Origin of the sequence: Sulfitobacter sp. W027, assembly GCF_025143985.1 — a bacterium.
Lineage (GTDB): Bacteria > Pseudomonadota > Alphaproteobacteria > Rhodobacterales > Rhodobacteraceae > Sulfitobacter.
The window spans coordinates 828,843-844,098 of sequence record NZ_CP083564.1 but is presented as its reverse complement, the minus strand read 5'-3'; the positions used below and the strand labels follow the sequence as shown (position 1 = coordinate 844,098).

14 protein-coding genes are annotated in these 15,256 nt (G+C 59.7%); 13 read left to right on the top strand and 1 reads right to left on the bottom strand.

The features are described 5' to 3' along the window. Positions 1 to 23: 23 nt before the first annotated feature. The 5 genes from dprA (at position 24) to K3759_RS04180 (ending at position 6,237) form a co-directional block, all read left to right on the top strand. Positions 24 to 1,202 carry a DNA-processing protein DprA gene (dprA, locus tag K3759_RS04200; RefSeq protein WP_259984461.1) on the top strand — a complete coding sequence of 393 codons (1,179 nt, stop codon included), beginning with the start codon at positions 24 to 26 and terminating at the stop codon, positions 1,200 to 1,202. Positions 1,203 to 1,444: 242 nt separating this feature from the next. Continuing rightward, positions 1,445 to 4,072: a type I DNA topoisomerase gene (gene topA / locus K3759_RS04195; protein ID WP_259984460.1), complete on the top strand. Its 2,628-nt coding sequence runs from the start codon at positions 1,445 to 1,447 to the stop codon at positions 4,070 to 4,072. A gap of 152 nt (positions 4,073 to 4,224) precedes the next feature. Further along, entirely contained in the window at positions 4,225 to 4,812 is a 588-nt protein-coding gene (locus tag K3759_RS04190; RefSeq protein ID WP_259984459.1) for a L,D-transpeptidase, read from the top strand. A gap of 97 nt (positions 4,813 to 4,909) precedes the next feature. Beyond that, the gene (locus tag K3759_RS04185; protein ID WP_243262466.1) at positions 4,910 to 5,614 is read left to right on the top strand and encodes a CoA transferase subunit A; all 705 of its coding nucleotides are present in this window, start codon (positions 4,910 to 4,912) and stop codon (positions 5,612 to 5,614) included. After that, positions 5,614 to 6,237 (top strand): CoA transferase subunit B, encoded by a 624-nt coding sequence (locus tag K3759_RS04180; RefSeq protein ID WP_259984458.1) that lies wholly within the window; start codon positions 5,614 to 5,616, stop codon positions 6,235 to 6,237. The genes K3759_RS04185 and K3759_RS04180 overlap by 1 nt, the downstream gene beginning before the upstream one ends. A gap of 45 nt (positions 6,238 to 6,282) precedes the next feature. Here the strand turns inward: K3759_RS04180 and K3759_RS04175 are convergent, their stop codons facing one another. Beyond that, the gene (locus K3759_RS04175; RefSeq protein ID WP_259984457.1) at positions 6,283 to 7,098 is read right to left on the bottom strand and encodes a lytic transglycosylase domain-containing protein; all 816 of its coding nucleotides are present in this window, start codon (positions 7,096 to 7,098) and stop codon (positions 6,283 to 6,285) included. Positions 7,099 to 7,456: 358 nt separating this feature from the next. On the opposite strand from K3759_RS04175, the gene K3759_RS04170 reads away from it, so the two are divergent. The 8 genes from K3759_RS04170 (at position 7,457) to K3759_RS04135 (ending at position 15,253) form a co-directional block, all read left to right on the top strand. Beyond that, positions 7,457 to 7,639, top strand: a complete 183-nt coding sequence (locus tag K3759_RS04170; RefSeq protein ID WP_259984456.1) for a Flp family type IVb pilin — start codon at positions 7,457 to 7,459, stop codon at positions 7,637 to 7,639. Between the two features lie 112 nt (positions 7,640 to 7,751). Beyond that, on the top strand, positions 7,752 to 7,919 hold the full coding sequence (locus K3759_RS04165; protein WP_259984455.1) for a hypothetical protein: 168 nt from the start codon (positions 7,752 to 7,754) through the stop codon (positions 7,917 to 7,919). A gap of 150 nt (positions 7,920 to 8,069) precedes the next feature. Next, the gene (gene cpaB, locus K3759_RS04160; RefSeq protein WP_259984454.1) at positions 8,070 to 8,930 is read left to right on the top strand and encodes a Flp pilus assembly protein CpaB; all 861 of its coding nucleotides are present in this window, start codon (positions 8,070 to 8,072) and stop codon (positions 8,928 to 8,930) included. Positions 8,931 to 9,135: 205 nt separating this feature from the next. Beyond that, complete coding sequence (locus tag K3759_RS04155) at positions 9,136 to 10,572, top strand: type II and III secretion system protein family protein (protein WP_259984453.1); 1,437 nt, start codon at positions 9,136 to 9,138, stop codon at positions 10,570 to 10,572. Continuing rightward, the gene (locus tag K3759_RS04150) at positions 10,559 to 11,251 is read left to right on the top strand and encodes an OmpA family protein (protein ID WP_409202501.1); all 693 of its coding nucleotides are present in this window, start codon (positions 10,559 to 10,561) and stop codon (positions 11,249 to 11,251) included. The genes K3759_RS04155 and K3759_RS04150 overlap by 14 nt, the downstream gene beginning before the upstream one ends. A 289-nt stretch (positions 11,252 to 11,540) precedes the next feature. After that, the gene (locus tag K3759_RS04145) at positions 11,541 to 12,785 is read left to right on the top strand and encodes an AAA family ATPase (protein ID WP_259984451.1); all 1,245 of its coding nucleotides are present in this window, start codon (positions 11,541 to 11,543) and stop codon (positions 12,783 to 12,785) included. A gap of 24 nt (positions 12,786 to 12,809) precedes the next feature. Continuing rightward, entirely contained in the window at positions 12,810 to 14,279 is a 1,470-nt protein-coding gene (locus K3759_RS04140) for a CpaF family protein (RefSeq protein ID WP_259984450.1), read from the top strand. A gap of 11 nt (positions 14,280 to 14,290) precedes the next feature. Further along, positions 14,291 to 15,253, top strand: a complete 963-nt coding sequence (locus tag K3759_RS04135) for a type II secretion system F family protein (RefSeq protein ID WP_259984449.1) — start codon at positions 14,291 to 14,293, stop codon at positions 15,251 to 15,253. The last annotated feature ends 3 nt before the right edge of the window (positions 15,254 to 15,256 follow it).

Sequence of the window (15,256 nt, the reverse complement as noted above, 5' to 3'; positions counted from 1 at the left end):
TCTGCAACGGACGGAGTTTCGGGATGACTGACAAGGACCTACATCCTTCTTCCACTCACCCCCCACTCCCACCCACCCAGGAAGATGAACAGTTTGCCCGGCTTCGTCTGTTGCGCTCTCGCCGGGTCGGGATTTCGACCTACCGGCGTTTACTGGATGAACACGGCTCGGCGATCAATGCGCTGACCGTCCTGCCAGAAGTTGCCCATGCCGCTGGCATTTCGGACTATCGCATCTGCCCCGAAGGGGTTGTTCAGGCCGAACTTAACGCCGCCCGCGCCGCCGGGGCGCAGCTGCTGGTGGAGGGCCAAGCGCCCTACCCTGATCTGCTAAGCGACCTGCCCGATGCGCCGCCCTTTCTGTGGCTGATCGGTGACCCCGCACTGCTGACCCGTCCGATGATTTCCCTTGTCGGTGCACGCAATGCCTCCTCGCTCGGGCTGCGCATGGCTCGCGCCCTCGCGGCAGAGCTTGGAGAGGCTGGTTTTGTCGTCGTCTCCGGCCTCGCACGTGGGATCGACGCGGCAGCGCATGAAGCGGCCCTTGTGCGCGGTACGGTCGCGGTTCAAGCAGGCGGGGTCGACATTATATATCCCAGTGAAAATGCCACGCTGGCGGGTCAGATCGCAGCACAAGGGCTGTGCCTGTCAGAGCAACCGATGGGCCTACAACCGATGGCGCGGCATTTCCCGCGCCGCAATCGCATCATTTCCGGGTTAAGCCGGGCGACCGTGGTGGTTGAGGCGGCGGCCCGCTCCGGCAGCTTGATCACCGCGCGGGATGCGCTGGATCAAGGGCGCGATGTCCTCGCGGTGCCGGGCCACCCGATGGACGCCCGCGCGGCGGGCTGCAACATGCTGATCCGCGACGGCGCGGTGCTGGTCCGCTCAGCCGCCGATGTGTTGGAGGTATTGCCGGAAGTCCACAGGTCAAAGCCGAAAGCCTCTACCCCCGCGAAACATGCCTCTGGTCAAACATCCGCGTCGCCACCTCGCGCAGTTCCACCCCGCAGCAATACGGGATCAATTGCGAAACTCCACGCCCGTATCCTCTCCCGCCTAGGCACCGCGCCGATAGCGGAGGACCAGCTGATCCGTGACCTGCAAGTGCCCAGCAGCGACGTGGCCCCGGCCCTTTTGGACCTTGAGATGGAGGGGGAAATACAACGTCAGCCCGGCGGTTTGCTCAGCCGCTCGGCCTAGCGGGTCAGAGCACTTCCGCCTGCTGAGTGGTTAGCTGCACGGCGAGGCATTCGCGCGACGTAAACCGGGCTAGGGCGGCACTGGAAAACGCGCGCGGATGTCGTCAGCACCGCATCTTTGGCCCGTCAAACCACTGCGCCACAAAACCCTCATCCTCAGCAGCCGCATTGACAAACACCCCCGCCATCCCACATGAGACAGCGCAAAGCTGCCCTCATTTTTGATCTAAGGTGCCTGTATTTATGCCCGTCGTCGTTGTCGAATCCCCCGCCAAGGCCAAAACGATCAACAAATATCTGGGGGACAATTACACCGTCCTTGCCTCCTACGGCCACGTCCGGGACTTGCCGCCAAAAGACGGATCGGTCGACACCGACGCCGATTTCGACATGAAATGGGAAGTCGCCTCCGACAGTAAGAAACACGTCAAAGCCATCGCCGACGCGCTGGCCAAAGACAACGCACTGATCCTCGCGACTGACCCCGACCGCGAAGGCGAGGCGATCAGCTGGCACCTGCAAGAGGCGCTGACCAAGCGCAAATCGATTAAAAAAGACACGCCCGTCAGCCGCGTGGTGTTCAACCAGATTACCAAGAAGGCCGTCACGGAGGCGATGCAGAACCCGCGTCAAGTCGACATGCCGTTGGTCGAGGCTTATCTGGCCCGCCGCGCGCTGGACTATCTGGTGGGCTTCAACCTCTCCCCCGTACTGTGGCGCAAGCTGCCGGGCGCAAAATCCGCAGGCCGGGTGCAATCGGTCACTCTGCGTTTGATCGTTGAGCGTGAGATGGAGATCGAAGCTTTCCGCGCCCGTGAATATTGGTCGGTCAAAGCCCTGCTCGCCACGCCGCGCGGTCAGGAGTTTGAGGCACGCCTCGTCTCGCTTGCGGGCAAGAAGCTGGAGCGTTTCGATCTGGCCGATGCCACGCAGGCCGAGATGGCCGTGCAGGCGATCACAAGCCGCGCACTCAGTGTCACTAGCGTCGAGGCAAAACCCGCCAGCCGCAACCCCTCTGCCCCCTTCATGACCTCGACCCTGCAGCAGGAGGCAAGCCGCAAGTTCTCCATGGGCGCGCGGCAAACGATGTCCACCGCGCAGCGCCTCTACGAGGCCGGGCACATCACCTATATGCGGACCGATGGCATCGACATGGCGCCCGAAGCGGTGACCATGGCCCGCGAGGCGATCAAAGACCGCTTTGGCGCGGACTACGTCCCGAAAGAGCCGCGCATCTATAAGAACAAGGCCAAGAACGCCCAAGAAGCCCACGAATGTATCCGCCCGACGGATATGACGAAAGACGCCAAGGCGCTGAAGCTCGATGCCGATCAGGCGAAACTCTATGATCTGATCTGGAAGCGTACGCTGGCCTGCCAGATGGAAAGCGCCCGGCTGGAACGCACCACGGTAGAGGTCGGCAGCGAGGATGGCCAAGTCGGCCTGCGTGCCAATGGTCAGGTCGTGCTGTTTGACGGGTTCCTGCGCGTCTACGAGGAAGGCCGCGACGATGTCGTGGACGAGGACGACAAGCGTCTGCCGCAAATCTCTCAGGGCGACGCGATGGACAAACGCGCCGTCACGCCCGAGCAGCATTTTACCCAGCCGCCTCCGCGCTATACCGAGGCGACGCTGGTCAAACGCATGGAAGAGCTGGGCATCGGCCGCCCCTCGACCTATGCCAGCATCGTCACCACGATTCAGGACCGCGAATATGTCCGAAAGGATGGCAACCGCCTGATCCCTGAGGACAAGGGCCGTTTGGTCACCGCCTTCCTCGAAAACTACTTCCGCCGCTACATCGGCTATGATTTCACCGCCGATCTCGAAGACCAGCTTGATAAGGTCAGCGCCGGAGATGCGGCCTATAAAGAAGTGCTGCGCCGCTTCTGGCGTGATTTCTCTGCCGCCATCGCTGAGACATCCGAGCTGCGCATCACCGAGGTCTTGGAAAAGATTAATGAGGTGCTCGAGCCGCATCTCTTCCCGCCCACCGAAGACGGCAGCGATCCGCGCCTTTGCCCCAATTGCGAGATTGGCCGCCTGTCGATGCGCACCGCGCGCTCGGGCGGGGCCTTTATCGGCTGCTCGAACTATCCTGAATGCCGCTACACCCGCCCCTTCGGCCCGCCAGACCCGGAAGCCGAAGCCAGCGCCATCCCCCCCGACGGGAAGCTGCTGGGCGAAGATCAGGGCGACGAAATCCGCGTCTTCAAAGGCCGTTTTGGACCTTACGTCCAGCGCGGCGCTGTGACCGAAGAAAACAAAAAACCCCCGCGCCAGTCGATCCCCAAGGATTGGGTGCCCGAGGACCTGACACTGGAACAGGGCGTTATGCTGCTGTCGCTCCCGCGGGAGATCGGCCCCCACCCCGAAGATGGTGTCATGGTCTGGGCCAACATCGGCCGCTACGGGCCTTACATCAAACATGCTGAGAGCACCTCAGACCGGGGCGGCACCAATGCCAACCTTGAGGGTATTGATGAGGTTTGGACCGTTGGCATGAACCGCGCGGTACAGCTTTTGGCCGAGAAGGTTGCCAGCCGTGGCGGGCGTGGCAAAGCCGCCAAGCCGATCCGCGAGATGGGCGAACACCCGGATTTGGGCGGCGCGGTCAATGTCATGGAAGGCAAATACGGGCCTTATGTGAAGTGGGAAAAGGTCAACGCAACGATCCCGAAAGAGATTGAGCCGGGCGACCTGACGATGGAACGCGCGGTCGAGTTGATCGAGGAAAAGCTGGCCAAATCACCGGCGAAGCGAAAGGCGGCGACCAAGAAAGCGCCCGCCAAGAAAACCACCGCCAAAAAAGCACCGGCCAAGAAGCCTACAGCGAAGAAACCGGCGGCCAAAAAGGCTGACAGCGCGTAAGCCACGCGCTTGCACCACCGCGGCCGCGCCGACATCGGCGCGGTTCCGCCTGTGGCGCATCGTCACATCCAGCATCATGAATATGTGATTTGCTATTTCTCTTGGATTTTCCGATCAGGACGAACGGCAAGACCAATATGAAAGGCAGATAGATGTCAGGCATTAAATTCACCCGACGCGGCGTGATTGCCGCCAGCGGCGCGGCATTGATGACCCCGCAGATCCTGCGTGCGCAGGAATTTGGCCAAGCGGCCCGCGAGTTTTCAAACGAAGCCCCTGTATCACGCAACGCGTCGAGCTTTGCCACGCAGCGCTGGCAGGATCATTTCGACAGCCTTGGCAAAGGCGCCATCGTGGCCGATACCATCAGCCGCGCCTTGCATTATTGGAGTGCCGACGGCCAGATTTACAAGGTCTACCCAACCTCCGTACCTGCCACCGAAGAACTGACCAAACGCGGCTACACCGAAATCGTGCGCAAGAAAGAGGGGCCGGACTGGACCCCGACCGCCTCGATGATGGAGCGTTTCCCGCATTACAAATATATGCCGCCGGGCCCCGATAACCCGCTCGGCACCCACGCGATGTATCTCAGTTGGCCTGCCTATATCATTCACGGCACCCATGACACGCGCAAGATCGGGCGTCGCTCCTCGGACGGCTGTATCGGTCTCTACAACGAGAAGATCGAAGAGCTTTTCGGCATGTGCCCTGTGGGCACACAGGTCCGCGTAATTTAAACCTCTCGCGGCGGCCTTCCCTTGCGTAGCTCCACGTAATTGACACTGCGGCAACGCAGCGTCACATATGGCGCAACGAAACCAAGGGAGGTCGTCCGTGAACAAAATCTATGGATCCGCCGCCGAAGCGCTGGAAGGCGTCTTGTCGGATGGCATGCTGATCGCCGCAGGGGGCTTTGGCCTTTGCGGCATTCCTGAATTGCTGTTGCAGGCGATCAAGGACAACGGGGCCAAAGACCTCACCTTCGCGTCGAACAATGCGGGCGTCGATGATTTCGGCATCGGCATTCTGCTGCAATCGCGGCAGGTGAAGAAGATGATCTCTTCCTACGTTGGCGAAAACGCCGAGTTCATGCGTCAGTACCTTTCGGGCGAGTTGGAGCTTGAGTTCAACCCCCAAGGCACCTTGGCCGAACGCATGCGCGCCGGTGGCGCGGGCATCCCCGGTTTCTATACCAAGACCGGCGTCGGCACCCAGATCGCCGAGGGCAAAGAGGTCAAGCAGTTTGGCGGTGAGGATTACATCCTCGAAGAGGGAATCTTTGCCGATCTGTCGATCGTGAAAGCGTGGAAAGCCGACGACACCGGCAACCTTGTCTTCCGCAAGACCGCGCGCAACTTCAACCCACCAGCAGCAATGTGCGGCAAGGTCTGCATCGTCGAGGTCGAAGAGATCGTCCCGCGCGGCAGCCTCGACCCCGATCACATCCACCTTCCGGGCATCTATGTGCATCGCATCATCCAAGGCGAGCATGAGAAACGCATCGAAAAGGTCACGACACGCCAGCGGGAGGAAGCATAATGCCTTGGGATAGAGATCAGATGGCGGCGCGGGCCGCAGAGGAGCTCGAAGACGGCATGTATGTGAACCTCGGCATCGGTATTCCGACGCTGGTGGCGAACTACGTCGGCGACAAGGACATCACGCTTCAGTCGGAAAACGGCATGTTGGGCATGGGCCCCTTCCCCTTTGAAGGCGAGGAAGATCCAGACCTTATTAACGCTGGCAAGCAGACCATCACCGAACTCAGCCGCACGGCCTATTTCGACAGCGCCATGTCTTTTGGCATGATCCGTGGTGGCAAAATCGCCGCCGCGATCCTTGGCGCGATGGAAGTGGCCGAGAACGGCGATCTGGCGAACTGGATGATTCCCGGCAAGCTGGTCAAAGGCATGGGCGGGGCGATGGACCTCGTTGCAGGCGTCAAACGGGTCATCGTGGTGATGGACCACCAGAACAAGGCCGGTGAGTCGAAGGTGCTGAAGGAATGCACCCTGCCGCTGACCGGCAAGGGCGTGGTTGACCGGATCATCACGAACCTCGGTGTGCTCGACGTGGTCGAAGGCGGCTTGCGGATCGTCGAATGCGCCGATGGTGTGACCGAGGACGAGCTGCGCGCGGCGACCCAAGCAACCATCGTTTGATTTAGTTCCCCCGGCGGCATCCGCCGGGGACTCCGCCTTATGCGCTCAGTTCAGCGCGGCAAAGACACAGCCATCGCTGATCAATTCCGGCGGTGTCAGGCAAAGACCCTGCGCAACTTGAAACGCGGCGAGCACCTTTGGCACATAATCGCGCGTCTCGGCAAATGGCGGCACGCCCGCGTGTTTGCGCACAGACCCCTCGCCCGCGTTGTACCCGGCCAGCACAAGGATCGGATCGCGGTCGAACTCCCCCATCAGCCAATCAAGGTATTTAACGCCGCCCGAGATATTCTCAGCCGCGATCATACTGTTCTGAACGCCGAAACGTGCAGCGGTATCGGGCATGAGCTGCATCAGACCAGCCGCCCCCGCCCGGCTTACCGCATCGGTGCGGCCCGCTGATTCGACGCTGATCACCGCCAACACCAGCGCCGGAGAAACCTTGGTGCCGACCGTGGCGCGTAGGATGTCGATGCCGTTGCTACGCGCAATATCTTGTAGATTTTGCAGGCGCGGCGCGGGCACTTTGCCCGTGGAGAGTGCCGCCATCGCCGGGGCCAACCGCCCTGCCCCACCCCGATCCGCCGCCGGAGAGACCTTATCCCAGAACCAGTCAAACTGCCCTGCGTTCAAAGGGGCAATCGCACCTGTGGGGGAGGCCGCTACGGCCGGACCCGTTTCAACCTTGGCGGCGGCGGCCGCGCGGGCGACCGGATCGATCTGAACAGTGATACGCTTGGCCCCCTTTTTCGGCGGGGTGACCCGTTTGGCCGAAAACTCGGGAAAGGGATTCGGCCCTCCTGCCCAAGCGGCAGGGGCGATAAGGGCTGTGACCAGCGTAAATGCCAATATTCGAAACATGCCTGCTCTACCTTGCGTCTGACGCGCGCTTATCTGGCAATATCTCATGAATCAGGGAATCGGGCCAGCGATTGAGGTGCCGATCATGGCGATTCCGCCGTAATTGACGGAGAAATCCGGAAAAACGTGCTGCCAAGAAGCACCTTTTAGAAAATAAATACAATCAAAACGGCATCTTACGATTTTTCTCAACCAAAAATGCGGCCAAAGCGCAAAAGTCACATTTGCTGCCAAATTAGCGCCCCAATCTCACGGCTATATAGGGTCATACCAAGTCGGACAGCCTCCATGAGAGAATGAGGCAAACCGGACGGCGAGGTTAAAACCTTATAATCAGTGATCCTTGGAGGGACATGACATGATGAACTTTATCAAAAACTTCCGCAAAGACGAAGACGGTGCCGTGACAGTTGACTGGGTCGTTCTGACCGCTGCGATCGTTGGTCTGGCCATTGTTGCTTTCAGCACCATCGGTGACAACACCGAAAACCTGACCAACAGCATCGCTACCGAAATCGGCGCCGTTACAGCGACTCGCTAAAATCGAGTTGGGCGGCAAAACGCCCCCTTCGACGAAAGCCACAGGGGCCGCCTCCCTTTTCTGGGTGCGGCCCTTCTTCATTGCGACCCGCCGTTATCAAACAGAGATACCAATGCGCAATTTCTTCAGAACCTTTTCGGCGGATCAAAGTGGTGCCGTCAGCGTGGACTGGGTCGTCTTGACCGCCGGACTGGTTGGTCTGGCAATCTTGCTGCTGGGCGTGTTTTCAGACAGCGTTGATGTGCTTGTGGAATATATCCGAGTAAAGCTGGCAGCTTAATTGCTTGTGCGTTAACAGCTCAAAAAACCGACCACGGCAGGCACCTTCCCATCGCCGCCGTACAGACCAAATCTCGCCATATTCGGCAGCTAGTCTGCCTGAGAGACACAAGCGGGCTCAGACTCGCTTCCATAGCAAAGAGGTGACGACATGCGAGCCGTATTCGGATTGGTTCTTTTGGTGGGTATCGCACTTGCCGGTGGGGCCGTTTATCTGGCGAAAGACCGGATTTCACAGTATCAGGCCGCCAATGCGCAGGCTCAAGCCGCGCTGGCGCAGGTGGTGTCAACCAAAACCGTCTGGGTGGCCGACAAGCCATTGAAATATGGGCAGCTCCTCACCCGCGAAGACGTCCGCGCCGTCAAATGGCCCGAGAATGCTATTCCTGAGGGCAGCTTTGTTGAGGAAACCATGCTGTTTCCTGAAAACACCAAAGATCAACGCATCGTGCTGCGCAACATCGAGAAAGATGAAGCGATCATGGCCGTGAAAGTAACCGAGCCCGGCGAAGACTCTGGTCTGACATCGCGGCTGGCCCGTGGCATGCGCGCCTTTACGATCAAAGTGGATGTTTCCAGTGGCGTGTCAGGCTTCCTGCGCCCCGGTGACCGGGTGGACGTTTACTGGACAGGCCGCGTGAACGTTGGCAGCCAATCCAGCAATGGTGATGTGACCAAGCTGATCGAATCGGCGGTGCAGTTGATCGCTATTGACCAAAGCGCCGATGCGCTGGTGATGGAGGAAGCCTCAATCGCCAAGACGGTGACCGTGGCCGTGAACCCTCAGCAGGTCGCCGCCCTCGCCCAAGCGCAATCAACCGGCAAACTGTCCCTGTCACTGGTTGGCACCAATGACGACACCGTGGCCGAAGCCATTGAAGTCGATCAGCGGTCGCTCCTTGGGATCCAAGCACAAGAGACCATCGCCGAAGTGGCCAAGGAAAAGGTTTGCACGATCCGCACACGGCGCGGTGCCGAAGTGGTCGAACTGCCGATCCCCTGCACAAACTGACCCGATAACAACCTCTTGCTCAGCTACGAGAAGACGTCGCAAACTCTGCGGCGTCTTTTCCATTTCATGGTTATGTTGCGAATAGCCCACATGCAGAGCACCCGCGAAGAGCTTGATTCTTGCAATAAAATTTCATTTGCCGCAGAGTGCTGCCAAACGAGGGCGAAAAGACCCATCCCGAGGCGTGATCAAAAAGGCAGGTCACATGAAAATCGATAGATTTCTTAAAGCAGCCCTATTGGGGCTGACGCTGGGCGCGATGCCATTGGCATTGACCCTGCCCAGTTCTGCTGGCGCCGACACGCTGCGCGTTGTGAAACGTGGCACGAACTCCAGCCTCGACGTCCCGATGAACCGCGCCGTGGTGGTGGAAAGCGACATTCCCTTCGCAGAACTCAGCATTGCCAACCCCGGCATCGCGGATATTTCTTCCCTGTCTGATCGCACGATCTATGTGCTTGGCAAATCTCCGGGCCTGACCACGCTGACGCTTTTGGACGCCGGGGGGCAATTGATCACCAACGTCGATGTCCGCGTGGCCGCGGATGTCTCAGAATTCAAAGAACGTCTGCGCCAGATTCTTCCGGGTGAGAAGATCGAAGTGCGCACCGCCAACGACGGCATCGTGCTGTCGGGCATCGTCTCTTCGACGCAGCGGCTACAGCGCGCACTTGATCTGGCCGAACGCTATGCGCCCGAACGGGTCAGCAACCTGATGAGCGTCGGCGGCATTCAGCAGGTCATGATGAAGGTCCGCTTTGCAGAGATGCAGCGTAACGTGTCCAAATCGTTGGGCTCTTCGCTGGCCATTAACGGCGCGATCGGCGGCACCGGCATCAACGGTGGGACGGGCAGCACCAATTCATCTGGCGGGGTTGCGTCGTCTCTTGGCGGCACGATCCCCTCTTCCAACCAGAACGCGGGTGCTGTGCTTTTCGGCTTTAATGCAGGCTCGACCCAAGTGGGCATCCTGTTGGAAGCGTTAGAGGAAAAAGGCGTTGTGCGGTTCTTGGCTGAGCCGAACCTCGTGGCGCTCTCAGGGCAAGAGGCCAAGTTCCTCGCCGGGGGTGAATACCCCGTCCCGGTCGCCCAGACAGGTGACACCATCGCCGTGGAGTTCAAACCCTTCGGTGTTGAACTCGCCTTCATCCCGCGCGTCGTCGACAAGGACATCATCAACCTTGAAATGAACGCCGCCGTGTCGGCCATTGATGCGAGCAACAGCATCGCCCTGGGCAACGGTATCGAAATTTCCGCTTTCACCCGTCGTGAAACCTCGACCACAGTCGAAATGCGTGATGGCGAAAGTTTTGCCATCGCGGGCCTTTTGACCGACGATTTCACCGACAGCACGCGGCAACTGCCGTGGATCGGTGATGTCCCAGTACTGGGCGCGCTGTTCCGTTCGGCGGATTATCAGCGCAGCCAGACCGAATTGGTCATCATCGTCACCGCGCATTTGGTCACGCCGACCCGCGGCGAAGCTCTGGTGCTGCCCACGGACCGCATCAAACCGCCCTCCGAGAAAGACCTGTTCTTGCATGGCCGCACGGCAGACGGCACCCGCACCCCCAGCCGGGGCGCGGCGGGCGAAGTGGCCAAACAGGACTTCCGCGGCTCCTACGGTTATGTACTGGATTGATCCGATGACACGCAGACATTTCACGTTGATCGCTGGCACCGCCGCTCTCACTGGGCTCACCGCCTGTGCCCCCAGCAACGATCCGGTCTATACGCAATTCTACCGCGAAGCAGGATCGGTCGTGGACACGGGACAGTTCGGTAATGCCACGCTGCACAACCGTCAGGTTATGACCGGTGAAAAGCGCGTGACCTTTGATCTGGCGAACCGTTTCGCCAGCGAAGTACGCTCAACCGTGACTTTCGCGTTCAACTCCGCTCAGCTGGACGCCAATGCGCAGGCGATCCTGCGCCAACAGGCCGGATGGATCCGCCAGTTCCCCGAGATTCGCTTCCGCGTCTATGGCCACACCGATCTGGTCGGCTCGCAGGCCTATAACCGGGCGTTGGGTCTGCGCCGCGCGCAGGCAGTGGTGGGCTACCTCTCGACCTTGGGAATCAGCCCAAGCCGGTTGGAAGCTGTTGTTTCCTTTGGCGAAACCCAGCCCCTGATCGTCACCCAAGGCCGCGAGCGCCGCAACCGCCGCACCGTGACCGAGGTCAGTGGCTTTGTACACGGCCACCCGATGCTTCTGGACGGCAAATATGCACAGATCATCTACCGCGATTATGTGGCCAGCGCCGTGCCCCCCTCGCAGCTGAGCGCCGGTGCCACTGCGGCAGCTGGCAGTGCAGAGTAAGGCCAAGGCCATCTTCTGTAATGCAAATTCACCCCCGTGCCCTTGGGTTACGGGGTTTTCTCGTACCCCGCCAAGAGATGTCCAATAGGGCGCTAAAACGTGGATCGTTTCAAGATACCCAACAATAGAGGCTTTTTGGCCCCAATCTCGCCCCAGTTGGGCGTGATATTCGACCCAGAAGGATAGATGTGCCCGGCTGAAAGGCCGCGCATGTGGCAAAGGTCAGGCAGTCGCGGCGACAGAATATCGCCGCCCCTGGCCAAACCGTTGATGTAAAGGACAAAAGGTCATGAGCAGCAGTATGCCCCAACCCGAAGCAGCGCCGATCGTTGCCTGCACAATCAGCCGTGATGTACAGAATTTCGACCTCTTGATCGAAGATATGGAGGCCACTCTGGGCGAAAGCTGGGGTGATCTGGGATTCGCCGAAGCGCTTGCATTCTTTGGCCAACCCGAAGCTGAGGCGATGGAATTTGTCGCCCTCGCCATGGATGAGACCGACGAGGACAACCTTGTCCTGATGAGCGAGATCATCACTCAGGCCAAGGCCCGCAACATCCGGGTGATATTGATTGCCGAAGACATGACCCCCGCTGCGCTGCATTCGCTGCTGCGTCAGGGTGCTGATGAATTCGTCCCCTACCCGCTGCCCGAAGGTGAGTTGGCCCAAGCCATCGCCCGCGTCCGCGCCGGAGAGAACGCCGCGCCTGTACCCGCCGAAGAGGCCAGCGCCCCTCAACTGAAAGCCGGCGCGCGCAAAGATGGTGCCCTGATCGTAGTGCATGGTTTGGCCGGCGGCACAGGGGCCACGACCCTTGCCGTGAACCTTGCTTGGGAACTCGCCAACGCTGACAAGAAAACCGCGCCTTCCGTTTGCCTGTTAGATTTCGATCTGCAATACGGCTCCGTCGCAACCTTCCTTGATCTGCAACGCCGCGAGGCGGTCTATGAAATGATGTCCGACACGGAATCCATGGACGAAGAGATCTTCGGCCAAGCCTTGCAAACATTTGAAGAGAAGCTGCATGTTCTGACCGCTCCTGCGGAGATGCTGCCGCTCGACATCATCACCAATGAAGACGTCGACCGCATCCTGAGCATGGCGTGCAATCAATTTGACTATGTCATCGTCGATATGCCCTCGACGCTGGTGCAATGGTCCGAAACCGTGCTGACCAGCGCGCATATCTACTTCGCGATGCTAGAGCTCGACATGCGCTCGGCCCAGAACGCATTGCGCTTCAAACGCGCGCTGCAATCCGAAGAACTGCCCTTTGAGAAGCTGCGCTATGTGATGAACCGCGCGCCAAAGTTCACCGACCTCAGCGCCAAGAGCCGGGTCAAGCGCATGGCCGAATCGCTCAGCATCTCGATTGACGTACAATTGCCTGACGGCGGCAAAGCGGTGACGCAGGCCAACGACCATGGCCTACCGCTTGCCAACTCCGCCCCAAAAAGCCCGCTGCGGCGCGAAATCGCCAAGCTGGCAAGCTCCATCCACGATCTCAAGGGCGAGCAGGCCAAAGCGGCCTGAGCCCCCTAGCGAAAGAGCGTATCGATGTTTTCCAAGTATAAGAAACCAACCTCCGCGACCCCAAAAGCGGCTCCTGCCCCGACGGCCCGTCAGGCCAAGCCTGCCCCGGTCGTCGAGGCCGCTCCTGTAGTCGCCGCGCCTGCTGAGGCCGCCAAACCGGTTTCAATGCGCCGCGCCCTTAAGCCTGCCGCTGCCGCACCGGAAGACCGCGAGGTCAAACGCAAGCAGCGGATGAGCGAGATCAAGCTTGAGCTGCACCGCGCTCTGCTGGACAACCTCAACCTTGCCGCGCTGGAACATGCCTCTGAGGCCGAACTGCGCCAAGAGATCAACGATATCGCCGTCGAAGTCCTCTCGGAAAAGAGCATCGTGCTTAACCGCGAAGACCGCATGACCCTGAACTCAGAGCTTTATGACGAGGTAACCGGCCTTGGCCCGCTGGAGACGCTGCTGAAAGACGATACTGTCAACGATATTCTGGTGAACGGCCCGCAGCAGATCTTTGTGGAACGCGACGGCAAGCTGCAACTGACCGACGTCACCTTTAAGGACGAAAAGCACCTGTTGCGCATCATCGACAAGATCGTTTCGGCAGTGGGGCGTCGCGTGGATGAAAGCAATCCATACGTCGATGCGCGCTTGAAAGACGGTTCGCGTTTCAACGCCATGGTGCCGCCAGTGGCCGTGGATGGCTCGCTGGTTTCCATCCGTAAGTTCAAGAAAGACAAACTTGGCATCGATGATCTGGTGGCCTTTGGCGCCTTCAACGAAGAGATGGCCGCCTATTTGCAAGCCGCCGTGGCGACCCGTCTGAACATCATCGTCTCCGGCGGTACGGGTTCGGGTAAAACGACCACGCTGAACGCGCTGTCGTCGTTCATCGCCAATGACGAACGCATCCTGACCATCGAAGACACCGCCGAACTTCAGCTTCAGCAGACCCACGTAGGCCGGATGGAAAGCCGCCCGCCCAACGTCGAAGGCAAGGGCGAGGTGTCCCCCCGCGACTGTCTGAAAAACGCCCTGCGGATGCGCCCGGACCGGATCATCGTGGGTGAGACCCGCGGCGAGGAGGTCATCGACATGCTGCAGGCGATGAACACCGGCCACGACGGCTCCATGACCACGATCCACGCGAACTCTGCCCGCGATGGTGTGTCGCGTCTGGAGAACATGATCGCCATGGCCGGGATCGAAATGCCGCTCAAAGCCGTGCGCAGCCAGATTTCTTCAGCGGTGAACCTGATCGTGCAGGCCTCGCGTCTGCAAGATGGCTCACGCCGTATGACCTCCATCACTGAGATCACCGGCATGGAAGGTGAGGTAATCTCGATGCAAGAGATCTTCCGCTATCAGCGCGTGGGGCTGACGCCCGAGAACAAGATCATCGGCCATTTCACCGCGACCGGTGTGCGCAGCCACTTCTCTGAGCGGTTCCGCATGTGGGGCTATGACCTGCCCGCCTCCATCTACGAACCCGTGGCGGCTCAGTAAGGATTGATGCAATGAGTGCCGAACCAATCATCTATGGTCTGATCTTCATCGGCGTCTTGGTGCTGGTCGAAGGGCTGTACCTTGTCGCTTTCGGCAAATCGATCAGCCTCAATAGCCGGGTGAACCGCCGTCTTGAGATGCTGGAAAAAGGCGCCCGCCGCGAGGAAGTCTTGGACAAGCTGCGCAAGGAAATGCAGCAGCATATGAACGCCAAGTCGATCCCGCTTTATTCCCTGCTGTCAGAACGTGCGCAGAAGGCCGCGATTGCCTTCACGCCGCAGCAACTTTTAATGATTATGGCCGGTTTGGCCGTCTTGGCCTTTTTGGGGCTGACCATCGGCACTGATACATCGGTATCGGTACGTGCAATGATGTCCGTCGCCATGGGGGTTGGTGCCGTCTTCTTTTGGGTGTCGCACAAAGCGGGCAAACGCATGGCGATGATCGAAGAACAGCTTCCCGATGCTGTTGAACTGATGGTTCGCAGCCTGCGGGTCGGGCACCCCTTCTCCAACGCGATCTCAATCGTATCGAAGGAGATTCAAGACCCGCTCGCCTCGGAATTCGGGGTTATCGCGGATGAGGCCGCCTATGGCCGTGATCTGGGTGAAGCGCTGAAAGACATGGCCGAACGGCTCGACATGCAGGATCTGCGCTTTCTGGCCGTGGCCGTCACCATCCAGCAGCAATCGGGCGGCAACCTTGCCGAGATCCTTGCCGGTCTGGCGAAGGTGATCCGCGCGCGCTTCCGCTTGTTCCGCCGCGTCAAAGCGATCACCGCCGAGGCGAAATGGTCGGGCAAGTTTCTGTCAGGCTTCCCATTGGCCGCGCTGGTGGTGATCAACCTTGGCGATCCGCATTACTACGACGAGGTGCGCGATCACCCCTACTTTATCCCCGCCTGTTTCATCGTGGGCATCTTCCTTGTGCTGAACCTGTTTGTGATGCGCATCCTTACCAATATCAAAGTCTGAGAG

Excerpts from the sequence above, each read along its gene's own strand:
- topA (WP_259984460.1), top strand. The coding sequence starts at position 1,445 with ATGCCCGTCGTCGTTGTCGAATCCCCCGCCAAGGCCAAAACGATCAAC.
- cpaB (WP_259984454.1), top strand. The coding sequence starts at position 8,070 with ATGCGAGCCGTATTCGGATTGGTTCTTTTGGTGGGTATCGCACTTGCC.
- K3759_RS04135 (WP_259984449.1), top strand. The coding sequence starts at position 14,291 with ATGAGTGCCGAACCAATCATCTATGGTCTGATCTTCATCGGCGTCTTG.
- K3759_RS04190 (WP_259984459.1), top strand. The coding sequence starts at position 4,225 with ATGTCAGGCATTAAATTCACCCGACGCGGCGTGATTGCCGCCAGCGGC.
- K3759_RS04180 (WP_259984458.1), top strand. The coding sequence starts at position 5,614 with ATGCCTTGGGATAGAGATCAGATGGCGGCGCGGGCCGCAGAGGAGCTC.
- K3759_RS04165 (WP_259984455.1), top strand. The coding sequence starts at position 7,752 with ATGCGCAATTTCTTCAGAACCTTTTCGGCGGATCAAAGTGGTGCCGTC.
- K3759_RS04140 (WP_259984450.1), top strand. The coding sequence starts at position 12,810 with ATGTTTTCCAAGTATAAGAAACCAACCTCCGCGACCCCAAAAGCGGCT.
- K3759_RS04155 (WP_259984453.1), top strand. The coding sequence starts at position 9,136 with ATGAAAATCGATAGATTTCTTAAAGCAGCCCTATTGGGGCTGACGCTG.
- dprA (WP_259984461.1), top strand. The coding sequence starts at position 24 with ATGACTGACAAGGACCTACATCCTTCTTCCACTCACCCCCCACTCCCA.
- K3759_RS04150 (WP_409202501.1), top strand. The coding sequence starts at position 10,559 with ATGTACTGGATTGATCCGATGACACGCAGACATTTCACGTTGATCGCT.
- K3759_RS04170 (WP_259984456.1), top strand. The coding sequence starts at position 7,457 with ATGATGAACTTTATCAAAAACTTCCGCAAAGACGAAGACGGTGCCGTG.
- K3759_RS04175 (WP_259984457.1), bottom strand. The coding sequence starts at position 7,098 with ATGTTTCGAATATTGGCATTTACGCTGGTCACAGCCCTTATCGCCCCT.
- K3759_RS04145 (WP_259984451.1), top strand. The coding sequence starts at position 11,541 with ATGAGCAGCAGTATGCCCCAACCCGAAGCAGCGCCGATCGTTGCCTGC.